The 26,950-nt window shown below is 52.0% G+C and carries 22 protein-coding genes; 13 read left to right on the forward strand and 9 right to left on the reverse strand.

The features are described from left to right. Window positions 1–235 precede the first annotated feature (235 nt). Both cuyB and E1B03_RS17780 read left to right on the forward strand, forming a co-directional pair. Window positions 236–955, forward strand: a complete 720-nt coding sequence (cuyB, locus tag E1B03_RS17775) for a cysteate racemase (protein ID WP_103770443.1) — start codon at window positions 236–238, stop codon at window positions 953–955. A 76-nt stretch (window positions 956–1,031) separates the two neighbouring features. Further along, window positions 1,032–2,330: an anaerobic C4-dicarboxylate transporter gene (locus tag E1B03_RS17780; protein WP_103770442.1), complete on the forward strand. Its 1,299-nt coding sequence runs from the start codon at window positions 1,032–1,034 to the stop codon at window positions 2,328–2,330. A 61-nt stretch (window positions 2,331–2,391) separates the two neighbouring features. Here E1B03_RS17780 and E1B03_RS17785 read toward each other — a convergent pair whose 3' ends face one another. The 4 genes from E1B03_RS17785 to fruB all read right to left on the reverse strand — a co-directional run bounded on the left by E1B03_RS17785 (window position 2,392) and on the right by fruB (window position 6,548). Further along, on the reverse strand, window positions 2,392–2,628 hold the full coding sequence (locus E1B03_RS17785; protein ID WP_133086680.1) for a YgdI/YgdR family lipoprotein: 237 nt from the start codon (window positions 2,626–2,628) through the stop codon (window positions 2,392–2,394). Window positions 2,629–2,774: 146 nt separating this feature from the next. Then, window positions 2,775–4,463, reverse strand: a complete 1,689-nt coding sequence (fruA, locus tag E1B03_RS17790; RefSeq protein ID WP_103770440.1) for a PTS fructose transporter subunit IIBC — start codon at window positions 4,461–4,463, stop codon at window positions 2,775–2,777. Window positions 4,464–4,479: 16 nt separating this feature from the next. Continuing rightward, the gene (gene fruK / locus E1B03_RS17795; protein WP_003834544.1) at window positions 4,480–5,418 is read right to left on the reverse strand and encodes a 1-phosphofructokinase; all 939 of its coding nucleotides are present in this window, start codon (window positions 5,416–5,418) and stop codon (window positions 4,480–4,482) included. Further along, entirely contained in the window at window positions 5,418–6,548 is a 1,131-nt protein-coding gene (gene fruB, locus E1B03_RS17800) for a fused PTS fructose transporter subunit IIA/HPr protein (protein ID WP_133086681.1), read from the reverse strand. Before fruB ends, fruK begins: the two co-directional genes overlap by 1 nt. A 368-nt stretch (window positions 6,549–6,916) precedes the next feature. Here fruB and setB point away from each other — a divergent pair, with 368 nt between their 5' ends. Further along, a complete protein-coding gene (gene setB / locus E1B03_RS17805; protein ID WP_103770438.1) occupies window positions 6,917–8,098 on the forward strand; it encodes a sugar efflux transporter SetB in 1,182 nt (393 codons plus the stop codon). Here setB and E1B03_RS17810 read toward each other — a convergent pair. Next, the gene (locus E1B03_RS17810; RefSeq protein WP_103770437.1) at window positions 8,095–8,349 is read right to left on the reverse strand and encodes a YkgJ family cysteine cluster protein; all 255 of its coding nucleotides are present in this window, start codon (window positions 8,347–8,349) and stop codon (window positions 8,095–8,097) included. The two genes, setB and E1B03_RS17810, sit on opposite strands and share 4 nt — an antisense overlap. Window positions 8,350–8,506: 157 nt before the next feature. Between E1B03_RS17810 and yeiP the strand changes: the two genes are divergently transcribed. Continuing rightward, window positions 8,507–9,079, forward strand: coding sequence for an elongation factor P-like protein YeiP (gene yeiP, locus E1B03_RS17815; protein WP_005129255.1), 573 nt, complete (start codon window positions 8,507–8,509; stop codon window positions 9,077–9,079). 462 nt (window positions 9,080–9,541) lie between these two features. On the opposite strand, the gene torD is transcribed toward yeiP, so the two are convergent. From torD to torC, 3 genes are read right to left on the reverse strand one after another with little or no spacing between them, the layout of a single operon-like run. After that, the gene (gene torD, locus E1B03_RS17820) at window positions 9,542–10,174 is read right to left on the reverse strand and encodes a molecular chaperone TorD (RefSeq protein WP_133086682.1); all 633 of its coding nucleotides are present in this window, start codon (window positions 10,172–10,174) and stop codon (window positions 9,542–9,544) included. Next, window positions 10,164–12,662, reverse strand: coding sequence for a trimethylamine-N-oxide reductase TorA (gene torA / locus E1B03_RS17825; RefSeq protein ID WP_133086683.1), 2,499 nt, complete (start codon window positions 12,660–12,662; stop codon window positions 10,164–10,166). The genes torD and torA overlap by 11 nt, the downstream gene beginning before the upstream one ends. A 9-nt stretch (window positions 12,663–12,671) precedes the next feature. Then, window positions 12,672–13,805 carry a pentaheme c-type cytochrome TorC gene (torC, locus tag E1B03_RS17830; RefSeq protein WP_103770434.1) on the reverse strand — a complete coding sequence of 378 codons (1,134 nt, stop codon included), beginning with the start codon at window positions 13,803–13,805 and terminating at the stop codon, window positions 12,672–12,674. A gap of 165 nt (window positions 13,806–13,970) precedes the next feature. On the opposite strand from torC, the gene pdxR reads away from it, so the two are divergent. After that, complete coding sequence (gene pdxR, locus E1B03_RS17835) at window positions 13,971–15,443, forward strand: MocR-like pyridoxine biosynthesis transcription factor PdxR (protein ID WP_103770433.1); 1,473 nt, start codon at window positions 13,971–13,973, stop codon at window positions 15,441–15,443. A 45-nt stretch (window positions 15,444–15,488) separates the two neighbouring features. On the opposite strand, the gene uxuA is transcribed toward pdxR, so the two are convergent. After that, window positions 15,489–16,679, reverse strand: coding sequence for a mannonate dehydratase (gene uxuA, locus E1B03_RS17840; RefSeq protein ID WP_103770432.1), 1,191 nt, complete (start codon window positions 16,677–16,679; stop codon window positions 15,489–15,491). A 202-nt stretch (window positions 16,680–16,881) separates the two neighbouring features. Here uxuA and E1B03_RS17845 point away from each other — a divergent pair, with 202 nt between their 5' ends. The 8 genes from E1B03_RS17845 (at window position 16,882) to E1B03_RS17880 (ending at window position 26,950) form a co-directional block, all read left to right on the forward strand. Continuing rightward, window positions 16,882–18,348 carry a mannitol dehydrogenase family protein gene (locus E1B03_RS17845; protein WP_133086684.1) on the forward strand — a complete coding sequence of 489 codons (1,467 nt, stop codon included), beginning with the start codon at window positions 16,882–16,884 and terminating at the stop codon, window positions 18,346–18,348. Between the two features lie 119 nt (window positions 18,349–18,467). Further along, a complete protein-coding gene (locus E1B03_RS17850) occupies window positions 18,468–19,454 on the forward strand; it encodes a CobW family GTP-binding protein (RefSeq protein ID WP_133086685.1) in 987 nt (328 codons plus the stop codon). 34 nt (window positions 19,455–19,488) lie between these two features. Then, a complete protein-coding gene (locus E1B03_RS17855; protein ID WP_133086686.1) occupies window positions 19,489–20,202 on the forward strand; it encodes a phosphatase PAP2 family protein in 714 nt (237 codons plus the stop codon). A gap of 413 nt (window positions 20,203–20,615) precedes the next feature. Beyond that, window positions 20,616–21,185, forward strand: coding sequence for a bifunctional murein DD-endopeptidase/murein LD-carboxypeptidase (mepS, locus tag E1B03_RS17860; RefSeq protein ID WP_003027474.1), 570 nt, complete (start codon window positions 20,616–20,618; stop codon window positions 21,183–21,185). Between the two features lie 171 nt (window positions 21,186–21,356). Then, window positions 21,357–22,916 carry a cyclic di-GMP phosphodiesterase gene (locus E1B03_RS17865; RefSeq protein WP_103770428.1) on the forward strand — a complete coding sequence of 520 codons (1,560 nt, stop codon included), beginning with the start codon at window positions 21,357–21,359 and terminating at the stop codon, window positions 22,914–22,916. A gap of 99 nt (window positions 22,917–23,015) precedes the next feature. Continuing rightward, window positions 23,016–24,830, forward strand: a complete 1,815-nt coding sequence (locus tag E1B03_RS17870) for an extracellular solute-binding protein (RefSeq protein ID WP_133086687.1) — start codon at window positions 23,016–23,018, stop codon at window positions 24,828–24,830. Further along, complete coding sequence (locus E1B03_RS17875; RefSeq protein ID WP_003834575.1) at window positions 24,831–25,925, forward strand: microcin C ABC transporter permease YejB; 1,095 nt, start codon at window positions 24,831–24,833, stop codon at window positions 25,923–25,925. Next, the gene (locus tag E1B03_RS17880) at window positions 25,925–26,950 is read left to right on the forward strand and encodes an ABC transporter permease (protein ID WP_103770426.1); all 1,026 of its coding nucleotides are present in this window, start codon (window positions 25,925–25,927) and stop codon (window positions 26,948–26,950) included. The genes E1B03_RS17875 and E1B03_RS17880 overlap by 1 nt, the downstream gene beginning before the upstream one ends.

The raw sequence follows: 26,950 nt of genomic DNA on the forward strand, positions 1-26,950 counted from the left end.
TTTTAACATTACCCTGTCTCCCTCTCCTTCGACCGCGACCGCTTTTCTGCCGCGTACCATCAGGTCTCTGGCTGAATACCGGTCTGCTGAGGTGACAAAAGAAACCGCAACCATGCGGTTTTTGCATTGAACCAAACATTATTGCATTTCTCCTCACGCTTCACTGCTGTTAAACATTTCCAGCAGATACAACGTAGCTCTGAATATTAATCATCGGTGAATTGAGGTATATATCGTGAAAGGTTTAATTGGCGTACTCGGTGGTATGGGACCTGCTGCAACCGTCGATCTGTTTAATAAATTCGTTACCTTTACCGCGGCGCAACGTGACCAGGAACATATCCCGTTAATTATTTCATCTATTCCCGACATTCCTGACCGAACAGACGCGTTAATGCATCATGGTCATTCCCCACTTCCGGCAATGCGCGACTATATGCATAAACTCGAAGATGCAGGCGCCGAGTGTATTGTGATCCCTTGTAATACCGCCCACTTTTGGTTCAATGAATTAAAAGAGTGCTGCCACACAGAGCTGCTCAGTATCGTTGAAACAACCATAAGCGAGGTCAAGAACTGCGGAAAATCGCGTATCGGGCTGCTCGCCACTAACGCCACGTTGTACATGGGTCTCTATCAAAAAGGCATAGAATCTCTTGGTTTGACCTGCATCAGCCCTGATCCGTCAAGCCAGAAAAAAGTGATGGAAAGTATCTATAGCTTAAAAGCCGGTGATGCTAAACGGGCGCAAGAACTGATGAATGAACAGGCTCAAGCACTCTTCTCACGCGGTGCACAGGTTATCGTACTGGGATGTACAGAAGTTCCCGTCATCCTTGCTGAGGCTGTCAAAACGTCACCTGAAAAATATATTGACTCAACCGGTTCGTTGGTTCGCGCCGGTATTAAATGGTACGAGAAACGCGTTGGCAAAAATCATCTTTTAGCACAATGAAAGCCAACACCTGGTTAATTATTTCATTAAATAAACATTCATTTTAATAACGAATTATTCTCTGGCGGAGGCCATTATGATTTGGCTGGAAATTATCGTAGTGTTGGGCGCAATATTTTTTGGTATCCGCCTCGGCGGAATTGGTATCGGTTTATGTGGCGGGCTAGGGCTGGCTATTTTAACGCTGGGATTTGGATTACAAATTGGTTCACCTCCCGTAGATGTTATTCTCATTATTATGACGGTAGTGGTGGCGGCATCGGCGCTACAGGCCGCCGGCGGTATGGATTATCTGGTTCGCGTTGCCGGTAATTTTATGCGCCGTAATCCTAAATATATCAATATTATTGCGCCAATTATCACCTGGTCGATGACCATTATGGCGGGAACAGGATTCATCGTCTTTTCTACCCTGCCAGTGATTGCCGAAGTTGCCAAAGAGTCAGGTATTCGCCCTTCCCGGACGCTCGCCGGATCCGTAGTCGCCTCTCAGGTGGCGATATCCGGTTCACCAATTAGTGCCGCAATGGCGGCGATGCTGACCATTATGGAAGGCAACGGTATCAGCTTTATCCAGGTCATGGCGGTATGTCTGCCCGCCTCGTTTGTCGCCGCGATGGTCGCCGCTTTTATCGCCTCTCGTCAGGGATGCGAGCTACAGGATGATGAAGTCTATCTGGAACGCCTGCAAAAAGGATTGGTGCGTAAATACGAAGGGCAAAACAGCACCACGCCGGGAGCAAGACTGTCGGTCGCCCTGTTTATGCTGGCAACGGTCGTCATCGTTATTCTTGCCGCATGTCCTCAACTACGCCCCGGATTCGACGCGGGTAACCCAATGAATACCCGGGATATCATTATTATCTGTATGCTGGCTGCCGCGTGCCTGATGGTGGTGCTATGCAAAACATCAACCGACGCAATTGTCCTGACATCCACGTTTCGTGCGGGTATGAGTTCGTTGGCGGTTATTCTGGGAATTGTTACGCTGGGCACAACCTTCATTGATGCCCATTTGACGGGAATAAAGGATATCGCTGGCGATATTCTACGGGCTTATCCAATGTTGTTGGCGCTGGTGCTGTTTGGCACCTGTGCGCTTCTCTATTCGCAGGGAGCCACCACACCGCTGATTATTCCGCTTGCCGTCGCGCTCGGCGTACCCACCTGGGCGATTCTGGCTTCTTATGTAGCCGTTACCGGCGTGTTTGTTCTACCAACTTACCCCACTTCACTGGCAGCCATGGAGTTCGACACTACCGGGACAACGCGCGTGGGTAAGTATGTCTTAAACCATCCGTTTATGTTACCTGGACTTGGGGGGATCATCGCGGGCGTTGCCTTTGGTTTTATCATCGCGCCAATGATTGCCTGACCCGTTTTATTCAGGGGAGTGAAAAAATTTCGCCCCCTGAATGATTACTTATCTGACCAGCTCACCACATCAATACCGTCTTACCTTTATCTATTTGCTTCACTTCGCTGCTTTTGATCACACGGTGATAGCCATAGGCGTCAGCATATTTTGTCATTCCTGTCTCCGAGTCTTGCTCAGGCTTTCCTTGCGTCTCTATCGTTGTTCCTGATGTTGTTGTCATCACCCAGGTGGTTGAGCACCCCGTAAGCAGCAGTGTCGCGAGTGACAGAGAGGCAAACACGTGAGCTTTATTCATATTCGATTTCCGTGACAAGTTTGATTTAAGGGCACTTTATCGAATTTGGTTAAGACAGGATGGATTATTGTGGCGATGCGGCAACAGCAGGGGTTAATGGATAAAAAAGGGGCAGAGAAATCTCTGCCCCAGCTATCAGCGTTTAATCAGGCCGCCTTTGCCACAACCTCTTCTTCCGGGCGTTTCAGCACCGCGTAGGAGAGACCGGCGACCAGCGTACCGGCAATAATTGCCAGCAGGTATCCCACTACCGGCGTAATTGCGCCAGGGATTAACAGTACAAACAAGCCACCGTGTGGTGCCATCAGTTTCGCACCCACCGCCATTGAGATAGCCCCGGTGATCGCACCACCAACGATACAGCAAGGCAGAACGCGCATCGGGTCACGGGCCGCAAATGGGATAGCCCCTTCGGTGATAAAGCACAGGCCCAGCACCAGCGCAGCTTTACCGCCTTCCTGCTGCGCTTTGTCGAATTTACGACGCGCAACCAGCGTTGCCAGACCCAGCGCCAGCGGAGGCACCATACCTGCCGCCATAATGGCCGCCATCGGCGCATAGGTTTGGGTACTCAGCAGGCCCACACCGAAAGCATACGCCGCTTTGTTAACCGGACCACCCATGTCGGTACACATCATGCCGCCAAGAATCGCGCCGAGCAGCACCGCATTCGCCGTACCCATGGTTTGCAGCCAGTGGGTCAGACCTTCCAGAATACCGGCTACCGGTTTACCGATCAGGTAGATCATGGCCAACCCCACCACCAGGCTTGAGAGCAGCGGAATGATCAGGATCGGTTTCAGCGCTTCCATACTTTGCGGGAGTTTCAGCTTCGTACTGATGAGCTTCGCCACATAACCGGCAAGGAAACCGGCAATAATCCCGCCAATAAAGCCGGAACCGGTGCTCACGGCCAACATACCGCCGATAAGACCTGGCGTCAGACCCGGACGGTCAGCGATGGAAAACGCGATATAACCCGCCAGAACCGGCACCATCAATGCGAAAGCTGAACCACCGCCAATCTGCATCAGCGCTGCCGCCAGCGTCCCCTGCTCTTTGAACGCCTCGATACCAAAAGCAAATGAGAGCGCAATACACAGACCACCAGCAACCACCATCGGCAGCATGTAGGACACGCCTGTCAGCAGGTGACGATACGCACCCGCGCTCTCTTTCTTACCTTCAGTTGCTGAAGTCTGTGCTTTACCAGCAGGCTGGTACGGCGTTGCTTCTTCCAGCGCTTTGTCCAGTTCCTGCTTGGTTTTCTTCAGCGCAAGGCCAGTAGACGTACGGTACATGGGTTTTCCGGCAAACTTCGCCAGATCAACTTCAATATCAGCCGCCACAATCACCAGATCCGCCTGAGCCACTTCCTCCGGCGTAATGGCATTGCCTGCGCCAACAGAACCACGGGTTTCAACCTTCACCCACCAGCCACGTTTTTTCGCTTCTGTTTCAATCGCTTCAGCGGCCATAAACGTATGAGCAACGCCAGTCGGACACGCCGTCACCGCCACCACGCGTTTTGGACCACTGCTGGCCACAGGCGCTGTCGCAACCGGGGCACTGTAAGGTTTTGCATGGCCTTTGGCTTCGCTGAGGAAGAGTTCAGGGTGCGCAACCGCACGACCAATGTCGCCCAGCCAGACCTTTTTGCCGTTCAGCGAGCTGTCGGCAGGAAGCGTGTCGCCCAGAACAATCGCCAGTTCGGCATCATTAGGATTATCAATGATTTCCAGATGTGCTTTCTGCGCCGCCGCTCCAAGCAGGGTTTTCGCCATGTAAGCGCGAGCCTGGCCGAGATTAGCGTCAATAATCAGCAGCGTTTTCATTATGCCTCTCCTGCTGTCAGTTAAACGGTTTTAAGTCGACACGCGCCATCATTGCGGCCAACTGAGGACGATCGGTAATGCCCACATTGCTTTGGCTTACCGCCAGGGCGGCAACAGCCGTTGCCAGACGCAGGGTATGTTCGCTGGACTCACGCATCAGCAGGCCGTAAATCAGACCGCCAACCATTGAATCACCCGCGCCTACGGTGCTGACCACCTCAACTGACGGCGGTTTAGCAATCCACTCACCCGAAGCGTTAACCCACAGCGCGCCTTCCGCGCCGAGCGAAATCACCACGTGAGCAATACCCTGCTCGCGCAGCGCATGCGCCGCTTCAATCACATCTTTCATTTCCGGCAGCTTACGGCCTGCCCAGATTTCCAGTTCACGACGGTTTGGTTTCACCAACCACGGTGCCGCTTTCAGACCCGCCACCAGCGCTTCACGACTACTATCAAAGATAATGCAAGGACACTGACTGCGCAGGCGCGTCATCCAGTCAGTAAATGCTTCCGGGCTAACGCCGGTCGGCAAACTGCCGCTGACGCACACCATGTCGAACTGACCCAGCCAGCTCAGCGAGTCATTCACAAAACGCTCCCAGTCAGCCGGGGTGACTTCAAAGCCGGAGAAATTGAAATCGGACACTTCGCCGTCTTTTTCGGTCAGCTTGACGTTGATACGGGTACGCCCTTGTACAACCTGAAAACGGTTGGCAATGCCCAGTTCACTGAACAACTGCTGAAAACCATCCTGGTTATCTTTACCCAGGAAACCGCCCACAGTGACATCGATACCTAAATCTTTCAGAACCTTAGCGACGTTAATCCCTTTCCCTGCCGCGTGCAGACCAGTAGTTTTTACCAGGTTAACTTCACCGCGTTCAATTTCCGGGCAAAAACCGACCAGATCGTAGGCCGGGTTAAGGGTAATAGTAGCAACACGTCTGCTCATTACGCGCCCTCCCCAAGACCTGCCGCGATGGCTTCGCCAATCGCTTTCAGCGCCTGTTCAGCATCTTCGCCCTGGGCGGTAAAGCGCAGGTGATGTCCTTTCTTCACGCCCAATGCCACAACTTTCATCAGACTGCGTCCATTCGCCGGCTTGCCGGTTCCATCAAGATTTGTCACGGTAATTTCACTGTTAAATTGTTTAATCGTATTCACCAGCATGGTGCCCGGACGGGCGTGTAAACCATGCTCATTGCGCACAATAAATTCGGCGCTCAGTACATCATCAGTTAAGGCGTCATCGCTGGTCAGCAGCGCCAACACCGTGGCAGCATCGGCTTTCAACAACCGGTCAGCTTTATTATTCAGCAGCAGATCGCCAAGGCGCTTCAGCACCGCAACCGGTTGATCGTCATTCATGGCGACGGTCACCAGCAGGGCTGCCGCTTCCCCCTGCACATCAAACGCCGTCGCTGCACGGCTGACCGCAACGGCGCTGCGCACATTGCCTTCAGCACAATCATTCAGCCAGATACCGTGACCGAGATTCATCGGCAGTTCATTGATGGCTCTGGCCACAAAGGTGGCATCAACCGCGCCGACTTCTTTCAGCCGCGCCGCATTGAGCGCCTGCAGCGTTACCAGCGAATTAGCCACGACATCCAGCGACAGCGTTTCGTTATCCAGCTTCAGCTGTTCGCTCTGCTTTTCGCCCATCAGCAACGCACGCAACTCTTCCGCCGTGGTCGCAGATTTCAGCTGTTCAGCGACGGAGTCATCGCTCAGCACGTGCGTCAGCTGACGCAGTAAACCGAGGTGTTCATCAGAGCTGGCGGCAATGCCGATTGCCACATAAGCAACCTGACCTTCGCCCCAGGTCACCCCTTGCGGAAACTGAAACACCTGCACGCCGGTTTTCAGCACTCGATCGCGCGTGTCCGTCGTACCGTGGGGAATCGCAATACCGTTGCCGAGGAACGTGGACGTCTGTTGTTCACGCGCCAGCATGCCATCGACGTAGCCTTCCGCGACGTTACCCGCCTGCACTAAGGCAGCGGCAACCTGGCGAATAGCCTCTTCTTTATTCCCGGCCTGTTCGCCCGGGTGAATATCCTGAACAGATAACTGGAACATGGTTCTCCTCTCCCGCTGAATTGAAACGATTCAGCTAACATGAGAAAAAAGGCGTCACCTGACTCCATCAGTTATGGCGAGATGACGCTGAAACGTTTCAAGAAGTCTTGCTCTTTTTTCTTCAGCACACAAGTAAAGTTGACAAATTACTTGCTGAATTTAGAGATAACGCACATTTTCTCTGCGAAGGAGAAAAAACTGCTGACGCAAAAACGGCGTCAGCCAGGCAAATTCAGCAGCGTCAGCAAACGGCAATCTCTGACTGAAATGCTATTTTGATTTTTGATGCCGATTTTGATTTGGCTCCCTGTTTATTTTCTGACAAGCAGCGTAAACTCCGCGTCTCTTCACATCATTGATATCAAAACATGCATAACACCCCCGTAGCCGCCACACCCAAGGCGTTTGATTTGACGTCTTCGGCGTTCCTGCTTGTCGCATTTTTGACGGGTATCGCCGGTGCGTTGCAGACACCAACGCTCAGCCTTTTTCTTACTGATGAAGTCCATGCCCGTCCCGGCATGGTCGGCTTCTTTTTTACCGGTAGCGCCGTGATCGGCATTTTGGTGAGTCAGTTTCTGGCCGGACGTTCGGATAAAAAAGGCGATCGCAAAAACCTGATTGTATTTTGCTGCGTGCTGGGAATGCTGGCCTGCGTGCTGTTTGCCTGGAACCGTAACTATTTTATTCTGCTGTTTATTGGGGTTTTCCTCAGCAGCTTTGGATCGACTGCCAACCCGCAAATGTTTGCTCTCGCCCGCGAACATGCCGACCGTACGGGTCGGGAAGCCGTCATGTTCAGCTCAATATTGCGTGCGCAGGTTTCACTGGCCTGGGTAATTGGCCCACCGTTGGCGTACGCGCTGGCCATGGGGTTCAGCTTTACGGTGATGTATCTCAGTGCGGCGGTGGCGTTTGTTGTCTGCGGCGTAATGGTCTGGCTGTTCTTACCCTCAATGAGTAAAAACGTGCCTCTCGCGACGGGCGCGGTAGAAGCCCCGCGCCGCAATCGACGCGACACGCTGCTGCTGTTTGTTATCTGCACATTAATGTGGGGAACGAATAGTCTCTACATCATTAATATGCCGCTGTTTATTATCAACGAACTGCATCTGCCGGAAAAACTGGCGGGCATCATGATGGGAACCGCCGCCGGACTGGAAATCCCAACCATGCTGATTGCTGGATACTTCGCTAAGCGTCTGGGCAAACGCCTGTTGATGAGAATTGCCGTCGTCGCCGGATTTTTCTTTTATGCCGGCATGCTGTTGGCCCACTCTCCGGCGATATTACTCGGCTTACAGCTGCTGAACGCGATTTACATCGGCATCCTCGGCGGGATTGGCATGCTCTATTTTCAGGATCTGATGCCGGGACAGGCTGGTTCAGCCACCACGCTCTACACGAATACCATTCGCGTAGGCTGGATTATTGCCGGTTCGCTGGCGGGGATTGCCGCTGAAATCTGGAACTATCACGCGGTGTTCTGGTTTGCACTGGTGATGATCGTCGCCACCGTCGTGTGCCTGGCGCGCATTAAAGACATTTAAGGTGCGGTCAGCGCTTCCAGCTCGATGAGATAAATCATGGCCTGGTGCGTCGTCTGCCCGCACATTTCCGCACTGGGCTGTAAACCGGCGCACACTTTTGGCCGCAGCGGCGAAGCAAAAATTTTACAGCGCAGCGATTCATCCAACTGAACGCAGGGTGTATTAGCGGGCTTGCCATCAGGCATACCGGGGATGGGACTGGAGATTGAAGGCGCGGTGCAGCATGCACCACAATCCGGACGGCATTCCATACAGTACTCTCTTTATCGTAAACCATCGGATTGTGCGGGAAGCGCACAGTACCACCTTTTTTGCACCAGCAAAAGCATGAATTCCGCTTGCCTGAATGCCCCGGCGCGAGTAGTTTTACGCGATATTTTAGACACTCCTCACTACAGGATTTTTTCGATGCCAAGAGCGAACGAAATTAAAAAAGGTATGGTACTAAACTACAACGGCAAGCTGCTGATTGTAAAAGATATCGATATTCAATCACCGTCCGCACGTGGTGCAGCCACGCTGTACAAAATGCGTTTTTCTGATGTCCGTACCGGTCTGAAAGTTGAAGAACGCTTCAAAGGCGACGATATCGTCGATACCGTCACTCTGAGCCGCCGTGGGGTTGATTTCTCCTACGTTGATGGCAACGAATATGTCTTTATGGATAAAGAAGACTATACCCCGTATACCTTTACCAAAGACCAGATTGAAGAAGAGCTGCTGTTCATCCCGGAAGGCGGAATGCCGGACATGCAGGTACTGACCTGGGACGGCCAGTTGCTGGCGCTGGAACTGCCGCAGACCGTAGACCTGGAAATCGTTGAAACCTCACCGGGTATTAAAGGCGCGTCAGCGAGTGCGCGCAACAAGCCAGCGACCCTGAGCACCGGCCTGGTGATCCAGGTTCCTGAGTATCTGAGCGCGGGTGAAAAAATCCGTATTCATATCGAAGAACGTCGCTATATGGGCCGTGCAGATTAATCTCCTGTCGTTACAGGTGAACCAAAGATAATGACATGTTGTCTCTGGCAAAATGTTCCGTTCACTTTAGTGATATCACTTATCTGAAACAATACTGCCTGTGAACGTGTTAAGGGTACTATCGCCGTACCCTTAACAATCCCGGCTCCCGGCGGGAAAATTGCCACTTCGTGGTCCCCTCCGCTCATTTCTTCAGGCTACCGGGCCGGGCGTGAGGTAGCATCCCTGCAAAGCGCGCCCTGAACCCGCATCCCAGCGGGTTCTCCCGGCCTTACGAAAACACGTCGGCAATTTTCAGCCGGACCAACCCACACCTGACCATCTGCGTTTTTTGTTTAAACAGCAAAAAAGTGTTAACTGGAAGTCAGAGCGTTGAAGCGATGAGCATGAGATGAACGGAACTCTTTCTCCGAGATAGCCTGTTCTTTACCTCCGCCAGCACAGGTTGTCCCTTTGTCATATTCAGTGCTGGCTGCTGAGATAAAAATCATCCATCAGCAACGATTCCAGATACTGTTCATCCTCGCGCATAAAACGCACTATCAGGCTAACCGCCCGCGAATAAAAACCCTCCTCATCACGCGCCAGGCAGCTATCGCGCAGCAACGATGCCCAGCACATAATGTGATGATGCAAAAAGTAATATTGCGCGGAGAACGTCTCCTCTTTGGCAACCATCCTCGCCATTAATGCCAACTGTACGGCAATATGATCGGAGGGTTCATTTGCCCGCACCACCAGCCCTTGCTCGACCAACAGCACGTTCATTTGCCGACGTTCTGCCGCCGTGGTCGTGTGCGGATAGTGTCCAGCATAGGGAGAAACACTCGCAGGCGGGGCCAGCAGAAACAGCGAGGCAAAATCCGCTGCCAGCTCCAGTTGTCGGGATTCACGACGCAAAACCCGGGCCAGGCTACGCTCAAAATGTTTAACCTCATCAGACAATCCGGGGATCGCCGCCAGTGAGGCAATCCACGCCCGGTTATCACCGTTTTCCAGGCTGGCGAGCTGCTTGTCATCCAGCTCACGAAATAACAACTGCGAAAACCACTGATAGATCGCCGCCCGCTGCTGATAGATTTGATTATGCTGCACTTGTCCCCTCCTCTTTTACCGTCTGCGGACCACCGAATGCCGTCACCTGCGGGGCTTTCGGCTGATAACGCTCAACGTCCACCAGCACGGTATGCGCTGAAGGACCCTGCGCCAGCTGTGAAGTACCGATATCTGCGCTCAGCACGTTCGGGTCGCCATAGGTGCATAACGTCCCGGCTTTTCCCCCTTCCTGCGGGGAGTACCACGCGCCTTCATGTATGCGAACCACGCCAGGGGTAAAATCCGGGCTAATAACCACGCCTGCCAGCACCTGACCACGCGCGTTAAAGACGCGGGCGATATCACCGGCTTTTAAACCCCGCGCGGTGGCATCCTGTTCGCTGATATAAAGCGGCTCTCTGCCGGCAACCGCATAGGTATTACGAAACGCCTCGCTCGAGCAAAGTTGGGAATGCAGACGTTTATCCGGATGGCAGGATTGCAAATGCAACGGGTATTTATCTGTTTTACTGCTATGGGTACGTTCAAATGGCTCCATCCATACCGGATGCCCCGGACAATCCTCGTAGGCGAAGCCCGCAATAGTTTTGCTGTAGATTTCAATAAGTCCTGACGGCGTTCCCAGCGGATTAAGATCTGGCTGCTCGCGAAACTCACCGTGACGCACCCACGGCTGTCCGGCCGGATATTCAATGTATCCTTCGCCCTGCCAGAAGGTAGCAAAGTCCGGTAAGGAGACACCGAGCGATGCGCCCATCTTCACGCCTTCATCATAAAGCGCCTGTATCCACTGCATTTCATCCCGGTTCTCGCGGTACACCTTTTCCTTGTCAAAGCGCTTACACAACCCGGCAAATACGTCAAAATCATGCCGCGCTTCATATTGCGGTTTAACAATCTGATGCAGAGCCATCAGCCCTTTATTCGAATGCGTGCCGAACTGCTCAATATCGTTACGTTCAAAGCGGGTGGTAACGGGCAAGACGATATCGGCAAAACGGCACGACGCGGTCCATTGATGATCCAACACCACCACGGTTTCCAGCTTTTTCCACGCGTCGATCATGCGGTTCCTGTCCTGCTGCGCATGGAACGGATTGGCCGCACTGTAGATCGCCATTTTGATGTCAGGCCAGGTTAACGTTTCACCGTTAAAGGCAACTTTTTTGCCCGGCTCAAGCAGGCAGTCCACGATGCGCGAAGTGGGGATATGCTCCGATGCACCGCGGAAATCCGCTTTATATTTCGCCGGTGGAGGATTAGCGATGCTCCCTAGTCCGGAGAGTACGGGGCCTGCGGATGTCACCGTGCCACCGCCGTTATAGTGCCAGCCAAACCCTACCCCGCCGCCTGGCAAACCAATTTGGCCAACCATGCTGGCCAGCACCACCAGCATCCACGGATATTGTTCGCCATGGTGCATGCGCTGGACGCACCAGCCGCCCATAAACTGTGTCCGGCCTTTGACCAGCAGGCGGGCAAAGTCACGGATCTGCTCGGCGGTCAGACCACAAATTTCCGCCGCCCATTCGGCATTTTTCGGCTGTTTATCGCTTTCGCCCAGCAGATATGGCAAAAACTGCTCAAAGCCGACGGTGTAATCGGTAATAAACGCCGTGTCGTACAGTTTTTCTTCGTACAGGGTATGCGCCAGTGCCAGCATTAGCGCAACATCCGTTTGTGGGCGGAGCGCCAGTTGTTCACAGCCAAGATAGTTTTGCGACTTGCTACGCACCGGATCAACGCTGATAACGCGCATCTTACCCAGCGCTACCGCCTCTTTTATCTGCTGCCAGTAACCAAACGCATCGTGATCGGGAACCAGAAACTCGATCTGCAGATTCTTGATCGGATCGCAGCCCCACAGCACGATGGTATTACTATTCTGAATAACCAGCGGCAGCGACGTTTGCTGTTCATAAACTTCCAGCGAACCGATTACATGCGGCAAAATGACCTGCGCCGCTGCCGCAGAATAGTCACCAACGGTCGTCACGTAGCTGCCATGCAGGCCAAGTGCCCGGTCCATCGCCCCGCCTGCTTTATGGTATTTGCCCACCATTTGCCAGTCGGCAAGCCCGGTAAATACGCCCGATGAGCCGTAGGTTTTTTGCACCCGCTCCAGCTCTTCGTAAAACAGATCCAGCGCCCGATCCCAGCTTACCCGCACAAAACGGTTATCTCCGCGCTGGCTGCGGTCCGATTTCTCACGCTTACGCAGCCAGTCCAGACGCACCATCGGATAGCGTACCCGTGAAGGGTTGTAGACCACTTCACGCACCGCGTTCAGCATATCGCAAGGGTATTTGTCATGTTTGAACGGGCGGGTTTCTGTCCACTCGCCGTTGACCACTTTGGCTTCAAAAGCACCATAATGTGAACCGGACAGGATCCACTGCTCGGGATTTTCTCCCGCCGCCCACACTTTTGATATCAACGGATTGGGTGCCAGGGCGTTGGCAGCACCCACCGCCAGCATGCCGCTCAGAAAACGGCGGCGGGACGGATTAAAATCATGAATATCCATACATTATCCTTACTTTTTATTGGGTTCAGATACATCGCTGGCGTGAGTCTGGAGGTATTTCAGCAACGTACGTTCCTCCACCGGGTTGAGACGATAGTAAGTCGACATCGCTTTCAATCCGGCAATCCAGCCGTTGGCGGTATATCGGGTGGCAGGAGGCGTGCTATGACAGGCGCTACAGGTAGATTGCAGCATTTGATCTGAGTATTCCCAGATGGGATCAAGCGTGCTGATAAAGTCCTGCCCGGAGGTCCAGGCAGTGACGCTCACCTGCTGCCATTCCTGATGTGAGTCTGGATCGACCTGGGTTTGCAGAACTTTTACGTTAGCCATCAGGCGCTCATCGAGAACGGCGGAGAAAACGCGCTTACCCATATACTGGGTTATCACTCGTCCACGCCCTTTGCTTTCACGCCAGCCCGTGACTTCGAGCTGCACGTTACTGCCTTCTTTTTGCAGCACCTTGACCTCGGTGGCAGGAAATAACAGCGCTTTGCCTGCGGGACTCCCCGCCGTTGCCGTCAGTGCTTTTTCACTTAACGAGAACAGCGTGGTCGCATTCGATAAAGACTCTCCCTGCCTTTGCAACTGCTTAAAGCGATCGCGAAAACCGCTGCTCATATCGGGTTTGTGATGGGCAATACCTTTATGGCAATCAATACAGTTACTGTCTTTTGCCGCCGCTGCGGTCATTTGCGCCGCCGCATTTGCCGATTGCCTGGCGTGATCCATCGCCTCATAACTGTGGCAGGATTTACACGCCGCTGAATTATTCGCGCTCATGCGCGCCCATTCCCGCTGAGCCAGCTCCGCCCGTTTTGCAGCAAATTTTTCAGGAGTATCGATCGAAGGTGAAATAAAGGTGTGGTAGAGGTCGTTTAAGGCTTGCGTTTTACGAACCAGCGTCGGGACAATGCCTGGCGGAATATGGCAATCCTTACACTCCGCACGCACACCAGAAGCATTGCGAAAATGCACGCTGGTTTTATACTCCTCTCCTGATGTGCGCATTGAATGACACGATAAACAAAATTCGGTAGTACTGGTGTAATGAACACCTTGCCACGCTCCCCAAATCGCCAGGGCCATGACCACCGCTCCAACGAATGCGCACCACAGTGCGTTCTTTCTTATCCACGACATGCTTGCCTCCATTTTTTTAATAGCGACACGCTAAGGGATAATAAAAATCAAAAATAGAGACAGCGAAAGCAGAGTATAGGAACAGCATCCACTCTATGAGATTCATCAAAGAGTAAAGAGTTGAGATTCGTAATATAGTGGCCATCTATAAATAAGGAGTTTCTCATGCTAACACTGACTCTCAATAGAGAAAGCCGTACTCCACTGCAATTGCAGATATTTCAATTTTATTTTCAGGCCATTCAGCAGGGTGATTTGCTGTGTGGAGACAAACTTCCCTCTATTCGCGAGCAGGCGCAGGTATTGAACGTGGCCAAAATAACGGTCGTGATGGCCTATGATAAGCTTATGGCGGCAGGGTTAATAAAGAGCCGACACGGCATCGGTTATGAGGTGATATTCACTACGCCTGTACGTATAACCCCAGCGCATGTGCCCGTAACCCAAGGGTCTCCGCCGGTTAAGCCCAAAGCTGCCGGGGTCTCTATCGATGTTTACGCAGAGCCGGGGCGGGAGTGCTACTGCCGGATGGGTGTCCCCGACCCCAATGCTTTTCCCTGGGCCAGTTGGCGAAAATGGAATAACGCGCCCAGCGTGCTAAAAGAACAATTGTTTACCCGATATCATTCACCAAACGGATTATTTTCACTGCGTGAGCAACTGGTCAGATACCTTAATTTATCTCGTGGTATTAATACCCGGGCAGAGAACATCATTATTACTAACGGGATTCAGGAAGGATTGTCGCTGCTTAGTCAAATATTTATTATTCATCATGCCGTCAGTCAGCAAAAAAAGTGTCACGTTGTGACCGAATCCCCTTGTTATTCTGGCGCATGGCATCTGTTTAATTATTACGGCGCGAACATTACGTCAATTGCCGTAGATAACCACGGGCTGCAAACAGATAATTTACCCGAATATGAAACCCAGCTTTGTTATGTGACTCCGGCACATCAGTATCCGATGGGAAGTGTTCTTTCGCTGGAGCGCCGTCAGTCATTATTAACATGGGCGCAGCGCGTCGGCGCTTATATCATTGAAGACGATTACGATGCTGTTTTTACCTATGGCGAGAACCCGCTCCCTGCGCTGAAAGCCATGGATTATCACAACCGGGTTATCTATATGGGGACGTTTTCTAAAACGCTGGGACCAGGAGCGCGTCTTGGCTATCTCATTTGTCCTGATGAGTTGCTCCCGGCGGTACAGAACATGAAAGCGCTCAACAACAACGGCAGTCAGTGGTTGTTGCAGCAATTTTTAGCCGAATTAATGCAAAATCAGGTGTTTTATACGCATATCAGCAAGCTGGCCTGCAGCTATGCGGCGCGCCTCACCTTGTTACGCGATGGCCTCTCCGCTCTGTTTCCCGCAGGGAAAATCGCGGGTGCAACGGCGGGTCTGCATCTCTCATTACGCGTTGACAGACACCCCGATACCATCGCCAGGCTGCAACAATGCTGCATGTTGGCTGGGATCCGGTTTGACACTCTCCCGGATATAGAAAATGGGTCAGAAGCCGCATGGCGTAAGGAGAACGGTGATGCGGTGATGTTTTTTGGCTTTGGCGGATTGCAGATACAGCAGATCAATAAGGTGCTATCGGTACTGGAGCAGGCACTAACGCAGCCTTGATGAATAACAGGGATTGCGCCTGTGGCGAAATCCCTGTTATTAGCCTTACAGCAGATCGCGGAACTGCGTTTGTTTCAGCGCCAGCTCAACGCCACGAACTTCTGCCAGCCCTTTCAGGCGACCAATCGCAGAGTAGCCTGGATTAGTTTTCTTGTGCAGATCGTCAAGCATTTGGTGTCCGTGATCCGGACGCATCGGGATAGGACGCAAATCACCCGCCTTTTTACGCCGCTGCTCTTCGCTGAGAATAGCAGCGACCACCGATACCATATCCACATCGCCCTGCAGGTGCGCACCTTCGTGGAAGGTTTTCGGGTTATCTTCACGACAGGTGGAGCGCAGATGCGTGAAGTGAATTCGATCGCCAAAGGTTTCGATCATTTTCACCAGGTCGTTATCAGCGCGCACGCCGTAAGAACCGGTGCACATGGTGAAACCGTTATTGATGCTGTCGACGGTTTCTTTCAGCCACTGCATATCTTCGATAGTCGAAACGATACGCGGCAGGCCGAGGATCGGACGCGGTGGATCGTCAGGATGCACCGCCAGACGCACGCCGACTTCTTCTGCCACTGGCACAATCGCCCGCAGGAATACCGCCATATTATTGCGCAGATCGTCTTTGCTGATACCGTCATATTCAGCGAGGCGCGCGCGGAACTGATCCAGCGTATAGCCCTCCTCTGCGCCGGGCAGGCCGGCAATGATATTGCGGGTCAGCTTTTCAATTTCGGCATCGCTCATGGCATTGAAGTAGTCCAGCGCCTGACGTTGTTCTTCTGCGGTGTAATCCGCTTCAGCTCCCGGGCGTTGCAAAATATGCAGTTCGAAGGCCGCAAAAGCAATCTGGTCAAATCGCAGCGCTTTGGAGCCGTCCGGCAGTTGATATTCGAGGTCGGTACGCGTCCAGTCGAGGATCGGCATGAAGTTATAGCACACGGTATCGATGCCGCAGGTCGCCAGATTACGGATACTCTGCTGATAGTTGGCAATCCACGTTTGGTATTGACCTGAACGTGTTTTGATATCTTCGTGGACAGGGATACTTTCCACCACCGACCAGGTCAGGCCTTTTTCAGCCAGAATAGCCTGACGCTGTTGAATCTCTTCTACCGGCCACACTTCACCGTTAGGAATATGGTGCAAGGCGGTCACAACACCCGTTGCGCCAGCCTGACGCACATCATCAAGCGATACCGGATCGTTAGGTCCGTACCAACGCCAGGTTTGTTCCATTGTTTCACCCCACAAGTTGTTATACCAAATTAAACTATCTGAATGATGACTACCATACAGGCATCCCATAGATGATCAACAGATGGCCGGTCATTGATTGATCCAGCTCACATTCCCCTGATAAATGAGGCACACCAATTCAATTTGCTGTCATATAACTTTATACTGCCATTGTTAATTAATGGTTAATCAGGTGTATTTAATGAAAACTATTGCCTCAGCGCCTCTAGCGGAAAATGTCATGCTGCCGCAGTACGATCGCCAGCAATTAAAAACGCGGATCGTGCATTTTGGTTTCGGTGCTTTTCATCGCGCCCATCAGGCGTTATTAACCGACAGGGTGCTGAATGCCCAGGGAGGTGACTGGGGAATTTGTGAGATCAGCCTGTTCAGCGGCGATCGGCTGATGAGTCAGCTTCGCGAACAGGATCATTTATTTACCGTGTTAGAAAAAGGGGCAAACGGCAATCAGCCCATCGTCATCGGCGCCGTCAACGAGTGCCTGAACGCCAGGCTGGATTCGCTGGCAGCCATTATTGAAAAATTCTGCGAGCCTCAGGTGGCGATTGTCTCGTTAACTATCACCGAAAAAGGCTACTGCATCGATCCGGCGACGGGTTCGTTGGATCTCTCTAATCCGCGAATAATTCACGATCTGCAAACGCCGACTGAACCGCACTCCGCGCCCGGAATTATTGTTGAAGCGCTGCACCGACGACGTGAACGCGATCTGCAACCATTTACCGTCCTCTCCTGCGATAACATCCCGGACAATGGTCATGTGGTAAAAAACGCCGTACTGGGAATGGCAAAAAAACGCTCACCTGAGCTGGCGCACTGGATCCAGGAGCACGTCAGTTTTCCGGGTACCATGGTGGACAGAATTGTTCCTGCCGCCACTGAAGAGTCGCTGGCTGAGATCGCCCATGCGCTGGGCGTTGCCGATCCTTGCGCAATCAGCTGCGAACCGTTTATCCAGTGGGTGATTGAAGATAACTTTGTGTGTGGCCGCCCGCAATGGGAAACGGCAGGTGTCCAGATGGTCGAAAACGTGTTGCCATGGGAGCAAATGAAACTGCGGATGTTGAACGGCAGTCATTCGTTTCTCGCGTATCTCGGCTATCTGGCCGGGTTTCAGCACATCAGCGACTGTATGCAGGACAGCGCATTTCGTGAAGCCGCTTACCGACTGATGCTCAGCGAACAAGCCCCCACGCTGCAAATTACCGATGTAGATTTAGACCAGTATGCTTTAAGCCTGCTGGAGCGTTTTTCCAACCCGGCGCTGAAACATAAAACCTGGCAAATCGCGATGGATGGTAGCCAGAAATTACCCCAGCGAATGCTGGAAGGGATCCGCGTACATTTATCACGTCAAAGCGAGTGGCCGCTGCTGGCGCTCGGCGTCGCAGGTTGGATGCGCTACGTGAGCGGAGTGGATGATTCAGGCTCTGCAATTGATATTCGTGACCCGCTAAGCGAGAAAATTGCCGCCCTGGTTGCACAGAGCACTGAATCAGAACGCGTCAGCGCCCTGCTTTCACTGTACGAGATTTTCGCCACCGATCTCGTACAGAATCCGCAGTTTGTCGCGGCCGTTGAGCAAGCCTGGCAACGTATTGCCCAATACGGTGCGCGTCAGGCTGTCATTGAAACGTTAAAAAATTAACGATTTCTGCCATTAAACAGGACGAAGCACGTCTTCGTCCTCTCCCCCCTTCTCTTTTTCCCCGTTTTTCGCCAGGATTGTTAAATGCCATTACGGTAATTTATGATTCTGGAGTAAATGTGACTAAAACCAATCTCATCACTGGTTTTCTCGGCAGTGGCAAAACCACTTCTATTCTTCATCTATTGGCGAACAAAGATCCCGCAGAGAAGTGGGCCGTGCTGGTCAATGAGTTTGGCGAAGTAGGCATCGATGGCGCGCTGCTGGCCGACAGCGGCGCACTGCTTAAAGAGATCCCCGGCGGTTGTATGTGCTGCGTTAACGGTCTGCCAATGCAGGTTGGCCTCAATACGCTGCTACGTCAGGGCAAGCCCGATCGGCTGCTGATTGAACCCACCGGCCTCGGACATCCCAAACAGATTCTGGATTTACTCACCGCACCGGTTTACGAACCGTGGATCGACTTGCGCGCAACCCTCTGTATTCTTGACCCTCGGCTGTTGCTGGATGAAAAAAGCGTCGCCAATGACAATTTCCGCGATCAGTTGGCCGCTGCCGATATTATTGTGGCCAACAAAATCGACCGCGCCACGACGGAAAGCGAAAACGCCCTGCAAACCTGGTGGCAACACTACGGCGGCAATCGTCAGTTGGTTCATGCCGACCATGGGCAAATTGACGGACAGTTACTGGATTTACCCCGACTCAACCTGGCAGAGCTTCCGACAAGCGCTGAGCATAATCATCATCATGCCGACAAAAAAGGGCTGGCGGCATTGAGTCTTCCCGCACAACAGCGCTGGCGGCGCAGCCTGAACAGCGGTCAGGGCCATCAGGCCTGTGGTTGGATTTTTGACGCCGATACGGTATTCGATACCATCGGTCTGCTGGAGTGGTCGCGCCTTGCCCCCGTTGGACGCGTGAAAGGTGTTATGCGTATAAAAGAGGGACTGGTGCGCATTAACCGCCAGGGAGACGACTGGCATATTGAGACGCAAAACGTCGCACCGCCAGATAGCCGTATTGAACTCATCTCCGATACCGATACCGACTGGAATGCGTTACAGAGCGCATTGTTGAGACTTCGTTTAGACACCAGCGCGTAAGGTTGCCTTCGTTTTATAGCAATGGTAAACGACGATGAAAACCCGATACCCTCTTATCCTCCTGCTTAATATTGCGGGCCTGGCACTGTTTCTGTCCTGGTATATTCCAGCGGGACATGGGGTCTGGTCATCACTGGATACGGGCATTTTCCGCTTCTTTAATCAGAAGCTGGTGGAAAGCCCGCTGTTCTTATGGGTTGTTGCTATCACCAATAACCGGGCATTTGATGGCTGCTCATTGCTGGCTATGGGCGCATTGATGCTGCACTTTTGGCTCAAAGAGACGTCGGAAGGCCGCCGCCGCATTGTAGCTATTGGCCTGGTTATGCTGCTCACCGCAGTGGTTTTAAATCAGTTAGGTCAGGCGCTAATTCCGGTTAAACGCGCCAGCCCCACTCTGATGCTGGATAATATTCATCGCGTCAGCGAACTGCTGCATATTCCGACCAAAGATGCGTCCAGAGACAGCTTTCCCGGCGATCACGGAATGATGCTGCTTATTTTTTCCGCATTTATGCTGCGTTATTTCGGAAAAGTCGCAGGAATAATCGGCCTTATTATCGCTGTGGTTTTTGCCTTCCCACGCGTAATGATTGGTGCTCACTGGCTTACCGATATCGTGGTCGGTTCCATGACGGTGGTCTTGATTGGCCTTCCCTGGTGGCTAATGACGCCATTAAGCGACCGATTAGTCACACTGTTCGTGAATTATCTGCCCGGTAAAAACAAACAATTTTTAAACAAATAGCGCAGAGTAATTAACATCATCAGGGATACTTCTGATTCCCTGATGATGTCAGGCGATATTTCATCATTCTGATTGTCATTCTTCTGTCATCTTATTCATGTTTAAAATGAGGGAGTTGCACATTTTTCGCCCTGATTGTTCTTAATTTAGACAATGCCGTTTATTCACTTTCTGTATCAATTTTTCTTATAAGAAATCACGCAAAATCACTCGCAATGACCGGAACGATCGGGTAATCTCGAACTCGTTTTGCCTCGCGGGATAATTATTCTCTTTACGAATAAATTTGTGCGTTCTGCCACAGATTTGACCTTAAAGAATTGTCTCATCGTGCGATGGTAATTAGTCTCGTCACGTTTGGCATTTTTTATAACGATATTTATCGTTAAGGACTTCAAGGGAAAACAAACACAATGGTCAAATCTCAACCGATTTTGAGATATATCTTGCGGGGCATACCCGCGATAGCAGTTGCGGTTCTGCTTTCTGCATGTAGCACAACGAACACCGCCAGGAATATGCATTCTGAGACGCATGCTGTGGGCAATGGAGATAACTCTTCACTGCAAGCCTCTCAGGATGAATTTGAAAATATGGTCCGTAATATCGATGTTAAATCACGTATTATGGATCAGTATGCTGACTGGAAAGGCGTGCGTTACCGCCTTGGCGGCAGCACCAAAAAAGGTATCGATTGTTCAAGCTTCGTACAGCGTACGTTTCGCGAGCAATTTGGTTTAGAGCTTCCTCGCTCAACCTACGAACAACAGGAAACGGGCAAATCCGTTTCGCGCACTAATCTGCGCACAGGCGATCTGGTTCTGTTCCGTGCTGGTTCTACCGGCCGACACGTCGGTATTTATATCGGCAACAACCAGTTCGTACATGCCTCGACCAGCAGTGGCGTTATAATTTCCAGCATGAACGAGCCTTACTGGAAAAAGCGTTACAACGAAGCTCGCCGGGTCCTGAGCCGCAGTTAATTTCGTTTGGCAGCTATCCCTTGGCTATCCTGATGAGACATATTGAAAAGCACTGCTACGGCGGTGCTTTTTTTTTGCGTTACCTTGAGACTAAGAAAAATCTCACATGGTGAGTCATTTCAGGTTATATTCATACAGAATAAGCGGTTAAATCAGGTAAAATAAGGATCTATGTTCAGACGCTCCTCTTCATCCGGTCGGAAAATCCTGCTTTCCTGTATGATAACGGGGCTTATCGTCGCAATCCTTGTGAGTACCCTGCAATTTTTCGTGACCTGGCATAAACGGGACGTTAAGTACGACACGCTTCTTGCCGATATCCAGAATTATGTCAGTAGCTACTTCGCCGATCTTAAAACCACCACAGATGCCCTTCAGCCACTGGTCGCCAACACTTGCCAGCAAGTCGGCGCTAAACTGACCTCCAGCGCAGCCTTTAGCCTCAACGTTCGCGCTTTTCTATTGGTCAAAAACGGCATTGCTTTCTGCTCCTCCGCAACCGGCTCAATGTTCACTCCGATTCTGGATCTGGTCCCAAGCCTTGATATCAGCAGAAATATTGACGTGGAATTACTCCCCGGCACCCCCATGATGCCGGACAAGCCAGCAGTAATGATTTGGCACCGGAATCCATCATTCACTGACAGCGGCGTATTTACCTCACTCAATATTAATCTGGCCCCTTACCTGCTTTATACCGCCCGACAGGATGATTTTGACGGCATTGCCATTGTCGTCGGTGATAACGCAATTTCGACATTTTCATCACGGATCATTGATGTATCCGCTCTACCCCACTCTCGCTGGCGTCAGGCGACTCTTGAAGGAATACCGCTACAGATTCGTTTATATGCCGATGAGTGGACCTATACCGACGTCTGGTATTCGATTATGTTGGGATGTATGGCAGGTATTATTGCCGCTCTTCTTCTCTGGTACTACATCTACACCATTCGTTTACGCCCGGGCAAAGATATCCTCAACGCGATCAAACATAACCAGTTTTATGTGGTGTATCAGCCCGTCGTAGAGGTACAAACGCTGGAGGTGAAAGGTGCCGAGGTGTTATTACGCTGGAATCACCCGACAACGGGTGAGATCCCACCGGATGCCTTCATTCACTACGCCGAATCACAGAAAATGATTGTCCCGCTGACCCAGCATCTCTTTAAGCTGATAGCCCAGGACGCGCCGATGCTGAAAAAAGTCTTACCCGCTGGCGCAAAATTGGGGATCAATATCGCGCCAACGCATCTGCATGGCGAAACGTTTAAAGACGACATTCATCACCTGCAGTCCTCGCTTCCCGCAAACCATTTCCAGATGGTGCTGGAAATTACCGAACGGGATATGCTCAATCAGAACGAGGCCACGAAGATATTTGAATGGCTACATTCCGCAGGTTTCGAAATTGCCATTGACGATTTTGGCACCGGTCATAGCGCACTTATCTATCTGGAGCGCTTTACCGTTGACTACCTGAAAATCGATCGCGGGTTTATTAATGCCATTGGGACAGAAACTCTGACCTCTCCGGTTCTGGACGCCGTGTTGACACTCTCTAAACGTCTTAATATGCTGACGGTTGCTGAAGGGGTAGAAACACCTGAGCAAGCCCGTTGGCTGCGCGATCGTGGGGTACATTTTTTCCAGGGATACTGGATTAGCCGACCATTAAAGCTTGCTGATTTCGTGCGTTGGATGGCGCAGCCCAATAAGCCGACGTGGTGATCGCTGTATGCGAATCATATACTCTCACTCGCCGCTACATCCCTTATCTTTCAGGCATGATGCCCGTCGGGTTGTGGCAGGAAAAGGAAATCGCTTTTCATGATCCCTCGCGTATTGCTGCTGTTTATCGCCCTCATCGGGTTTAGCGCCGAGGCGCAGTCCATCAAAGAAAGCTATGCTTTTGCCGTACTGGGCGAACCGAAGTACGCGTTTAACTTTAATCACTTTGATTACGTAAACCCTGCCGCCCCCAAAGGCGGACAAATCACCCTCTCTGCCATCGGCACCTTCGATAACTTCAACCGCTATGCGATGCGTGGCAACCCCGGCGCGCGAACCGAAACGCTTTACGATACGCTGTTTACCACCTCTGACGATGAACCTGGCAGCTATTATCCGCTTATCGCCGAAAGCGCACGCTATGCTGACGACTATTCCTGGGTAGAAATCGCCATTAATCCTCGGGCGCGTTTTCACGATGGCTCCCCCATTACCGCCAGCGATGTTGCATTCACCTTCCATAAATTTATGACTGAAGGCGTGCCGCAGTTTCGTCTGGTCTACAAGGGAACAACGGTAAAAGCCATCGCGCCTTTAACCGTACGTATTGAATTAGCCAAACCGGGTAAAGAGGACATGCTCAGCCTGTTTTCATTACCGGTGATGCCAGAGAAATACTGGAAAGATCATAAGCTCAGCGATCCCTTATCATCGCCGCCACTCGCCAGCGGTCCTTATCGCATCGCGAAATGGAAGATGGGTCAGTACATTATCTATTCGCGCGTTAAAGATTATTGGGCCGCTAATCTGCCCGTCAACCGTGGCCGCTGGAACTTTGACACCATCCGCTACGACTACTATCTGGATGACAACGTCGCCTTTGAAGCGTTCAAGGCCGGTGCGTTCGACCTGCGTCTTGAGAACGATGCCAAAAACTGGGCGACGCGCTATACCGGGAAAAATTTCGCTAATCATTACATCATCAAAGACGAACAAAAAAACGAATCCGCCCAGGATACGCGGTGGCTGGCTTTTAATATTCAACGCCCAGTGTTCAGCGACCGGCGGGTGCGCGAAGCCATCACGCTGGCCTTTGATTTTGAATGGATGAATAAAGCTCTGTTCTATAACGCCTGGAGCCGAACCAACAGCTATTTTCAGAATACCGAATATGCCGCGACGAAATACCCTGATGCGGATGAACTGGTAATACTCGCGCCGTTGAAAAAAGATCTCCCCCCTGAGGTCTTTAGCCAAATTTATCAGCCGCCAAAATCACAAGGCGATGGCTACGATCGCGACAACCTGTTGAAAGCCGATACCTTACTGGACCAGGCCGGATGGGTACTCAAGGGGCAGCAGCGCGTAAACAGCGCCAACGGTAAGCCCCTGAGCTTTGAACTGTTGCTCCCGGCAGGCAGCAACAGTCAGTGGGTATTGCCGTTCCAGCACAACCTGCAGCGCCTGGGCATTACGATGAATATCCGCCAGGTGGATAACTCGCAAATCACCAACCGCTTGCGCAGTCGCGACTATGACATGATGCCAAGGTTGTATCGCGCGATGCCGTGGCCGAGTTCAGACCTGCAAATTCTCTGGGCCTCTGACTATATTGACTCCAGCTATAACGCCCCTGGGGTGCAAAGCCCGGTGATTGATAAACTGATCGGCCAAATCATCGCGGCGCAAGGTGATAAAGCCAAATTGATCCCACTGGGCCGGGCACTGGACAGGGTATTAACCTGGAACTACTACATGTTGCCGATGTGGTTTATGGCAGAGGATCGCATTGCATGGTGGGATAAATTTTCGCATCCTGCTATTCGCCCAATTTATACCATTGGTCTCGACAACTGGTGGTATGACGTCAACAAAGCGGCGAAGCTGCCCGCAGCCAGACGGCAGGGAGAATAAATGGGCGCTTACCTGATTCGACGTCTGCTGCTGGTGATCCCAACGCTTTGGGCCATCATCACCATCAATTTTTTTATTGTGCAGATTGCCCCTGGCGGCCCGGTTGAGCAGGCCGTCGCCGCCATTGAATTCGGGCAAAGCGGGGCCTTACCCGGTGCGGGCAGCGAAGGTGTTCGCGCCAGCCACGCGCAAACCGGCGTTGGAAACATCAGTGACAGTAATTATCGAGGCGGTCGGGGTCTGGATCCGGAAGTGATCGCCGAAATCACTCGTCGCTATGGGTTTGATAAACCCATTCACGAACGTTATTTTAAAATGCTCTGGGACTACATTCGTTTCGATTTCGGCGATAGCCTGTTTCGTAGCGCCTCTGTGCTGACGCTTATCAAAGACAGCCTGCCTGTTTCCGTTACGCTCGGTCTGTGGAGTACGCTCATCATTTATCTGGTGTCGATCCCGCTTGGCATACGCAAAGCGGTGCACAACGGCAGCCGATTTGATGTGTGGAGCAGCGCATTCATTATTATCGGCTATGCCATACCGGCCTTTCTGTTTGCCATTTTGCTGATTGTCTTTTTTGCCGGGGGCAGCTACTACGACCTGTTCCCGCTGCGCGGACTGGTTTCCGCCAACTTTGACTCTCTGCCCTGGTATCAGAAAGTGACCGACTACCTGTGGCATATTACCCTGCCGGTGCTGGCGACGGTGGTTGGCGGGTTTGCCGCATTGACCATGCTGACCAAAAACTCATTTCTGGATGAGGTACGCAAGCAGTATGTTGTCACCGCGCGCGCCAAAGGCGTCAGCGAGAAAAATATTCTGTGGAAGCATGTGTTCCGCAATGCCATGTTGCTGGTGATCGCTGGTTTTCCGGCAACGTTTATCAGCATGTTTTTTACCGGCTCGCTGCTAATTGAAGTGATGTTCTCGCTGAATGGTCTGGGACTACTGGGTTATGAATCCACTGTATCACGCGACTACCCGGTCATGTTTGGCACGCTCTATATCTTCACCCTGATCGGCCTGCTGCTGAATATCCTCAGCGATATCAGCTATACGTTGGTCGATCCCCGTATTGATTTTGAGGGACGCTAATGTCGCGATTAAGCCCCGTTAATCAGGCCCGCTGGGCGCGCTTTCGCCACAACCGCCGCGGCTACTGGTCGCTGTGGATCTTTTTGGTGCTGTTCGGTCTTAGTCTGTGTTCAGAACTGATTGCCAATGATAAGCCGCTGCTGGTGCGCTACGACAATAGCTGGTATTTCCCCCTGTTCAAAAACTACAGTGAAAGCGACTTCGGCGGACCGTTGGCGACCCAGGCTGATTATCAGGATCCGTGGCTACAGCAGCGCCTGGAAAACCAGGGCTGGATCCTGTGGGCACCAATACGCTTTGGGGCCACCAGCATTAACTTTGCCACCGATAAACCCTTCCCTTCCCCGCCTTCTGCGCAGAACTGGCTGGGGACAGACGCCAACGGCGGTGACGTGCTGGCGCGTATCCTCTACGGCACACGTATTTCTGTCCTGTTTGGTTTGATGCTAACCCTGTGCTCCAGCGTGATGGGGATCATGGCTGGCGCAATCCAGGGCTATTACGGCGGCAAGATAGACCTGTGGGGGCAACGATTCATTGAGGTTTGGTCAGGTATGCCAACGCTGTTTCTGATCATTCTGCTGTCGAGCGTGGTCCAGCCTAACTTCTGGTGGCTGCTGGGCATTACGGTGCTGTTTGGCTGGATGAGCCTGGTTGGCGTCGTGCGCGCTGAATTTTTACGTACCCGAAACTTTGATTATATTCGTGCCGCTCAGGCGCTCGGCGTAAGCGATCGCAGTATTATTCTGCGTCATATGCTGCCCAATGCGATGGTCGCCGCCCTGACCTTTTTACCGTTTATTTTATGCGCCTCAATAACCACCCTGACCTCACTGGATTTTCTTGGGTTCGGTCTACCGCTTGGTTCGCCATCTCTGGGAGAACTCCTGTTACAGGGCAAAAACAACCTGCAGGCACCGTGGCTTGGCATCACCGCGTTCATCTCCGTTGCCCTGCTACTATCGCTACTGATCTTTATTGGTGAAGCGGTACGCGACGCGTTCGATCCCAACAAGGCGATTTAA

The organism is Citrobacter arsenatis (assembly GCF_004353845.1).
Lineage (GTDB): Bacteria > Pseudomonadota > Gammaproteobacteria > Enterobacterales > Enterobacteriaceae > Citrobacter > Citrobacter arsenatis.

What these genes read in the sequence shown, in the direction of transcription:
- E1B03_RS17780 (WP_103770442.1), top strand. Translation starts at nt 1,032, where the DNA reads ATGATTTGGCTGGAAATTATCGTAGTGTTGGGCGCAATATTTTTTGGT.
- E1B03_RS17785 (WP_133086680.1), bottom strand. Translation starts at nt 2,628, where the DNA reads ATGAATAAAGCTCACGTGTTTGCCTCTCTGTCACTCGCGACACTGCTG.
- fruA (WP_103770440.1), bottom strand. Translation starts at nt 4,463, where the DNA reads ATGAAAACGCTGCTGATTATTGACGCTAATCTCGGCCAGGCTCGCGCT.
- fruK (WP_003834544.1), bottom strand. Translation starts at nt 5,418, where the DNA reads ATGAGCAGACGTGTTGCTACTATTACCCTTAACCCGGCCTACGATCTG.
- fruB (WP_133086681.1), bottom strand. Translation starts at nt 6,548, where the DNA reads ATGTTCCAGTTATCTGTTCAGGATATTCACCCGGGCGAACAGGCCGGG.
- setB (WP_103770438.1), top strand. Translation starts at nt 6,917, where the DNA reads ATGCATAACACCCCCGTAGCCGCCACACCCAAGGCGTTTGATTTGACG.
- E1B03_RS17810 (WP_103770437.1), bottom strand. Translation starts at nt 8,349, where the DNA reads ATGGAATGCCGTCCGGATTGTGGTGCATGCTGCACCGCGCCTTCAATC.
- yeiP (WP_005129255.1), top strand. Translation starts at nt 8,507, where the DNA reads ATGCCAAGAGCGAACGAAATTAAAAAAGGTATGGTACTAAACTACAAC.
- torA (WP_133086683.1), bottom strand. Translation starts at nt 12,662, where the DNA reads ATGGATATTCATGATTTTAATCCGTCCCGCCGCCGTTTTCTGAGCGGC.
- torC (WP_103770434.1), bottom strand. Translation starts at nt 13,805, where the DNA reads ATGTCGTGGATAAGAAAGAACGCACTGTGGTGCGCATTCGTTGGAGCG.
- pdxR (WP_103770433.1), top strand. Translation starts at nt 13,971, where the DNA reads ATGCTAACACTGACTCTCAATAGAGAAAGCCGTACTCCACTGCAATTG.
- uxuA (WP_103770432.1), bottom strand. Translation starts at nt 16,679, where the DNA reads ATGGAACAAACCTGGCGTTGGTACGGACCTAACGATCCGGTATCGCTT.
- E1B03_RS17845 (WP_133086684.1), top strand. Translation starts at nt 16,882, where the DNA reads ATGAAAACTATTGCCTCAGCGCCTCTAGCGGAAAATGTCATGCTGCCG.
- E1B03_RS17855 (WP_133086686.1), top strand. Translation starts at nt 19,489, where the DNA reads ATGAAAACCCGATACCCTCTTATCCTCCTGCTTAATATTGCGGGCCTG.
- mepS (WP_003027474.1), top strand. Translation starts at nt 20,616, where the DNA reads ATGGTCAAATCTCAACCGATTTTGAGATATATCTTGCGGGGCATACCC.
- E1B03_RS17865 (WP_103770428.1), top strand. Translation starts at nt 21,357, where the DNA reads ATGTTCAGACGCTCCTCTTCATCCGGTCGGAAAATCCTGCTTTCCTGT.
- E1B03_RS17870 (WP_133086687.1), top strand. Translation starts at nt 23,016, where the DNA reads ATGATCCCTCGCGTATTGCTGCTGTTTATCGCCCTCATCGGGTTTAGC.
- E1B03_RS17875 (WP_003834575.1), top strand. Translation starts at nt 24,831, where the DNA reads ATGGGCGCTTACCTGATTCGACGTCTGCTGCTGGTGATCCCAACGCTT.
- E1B03_RS17880 (WP_103770426.1), top strand. Translation starts at nt 25,925, where the DNA reads ATGTCGCGATTAAGCCCCGTTAATCAGGCCCGCTGGGCGCGCTTTCGC.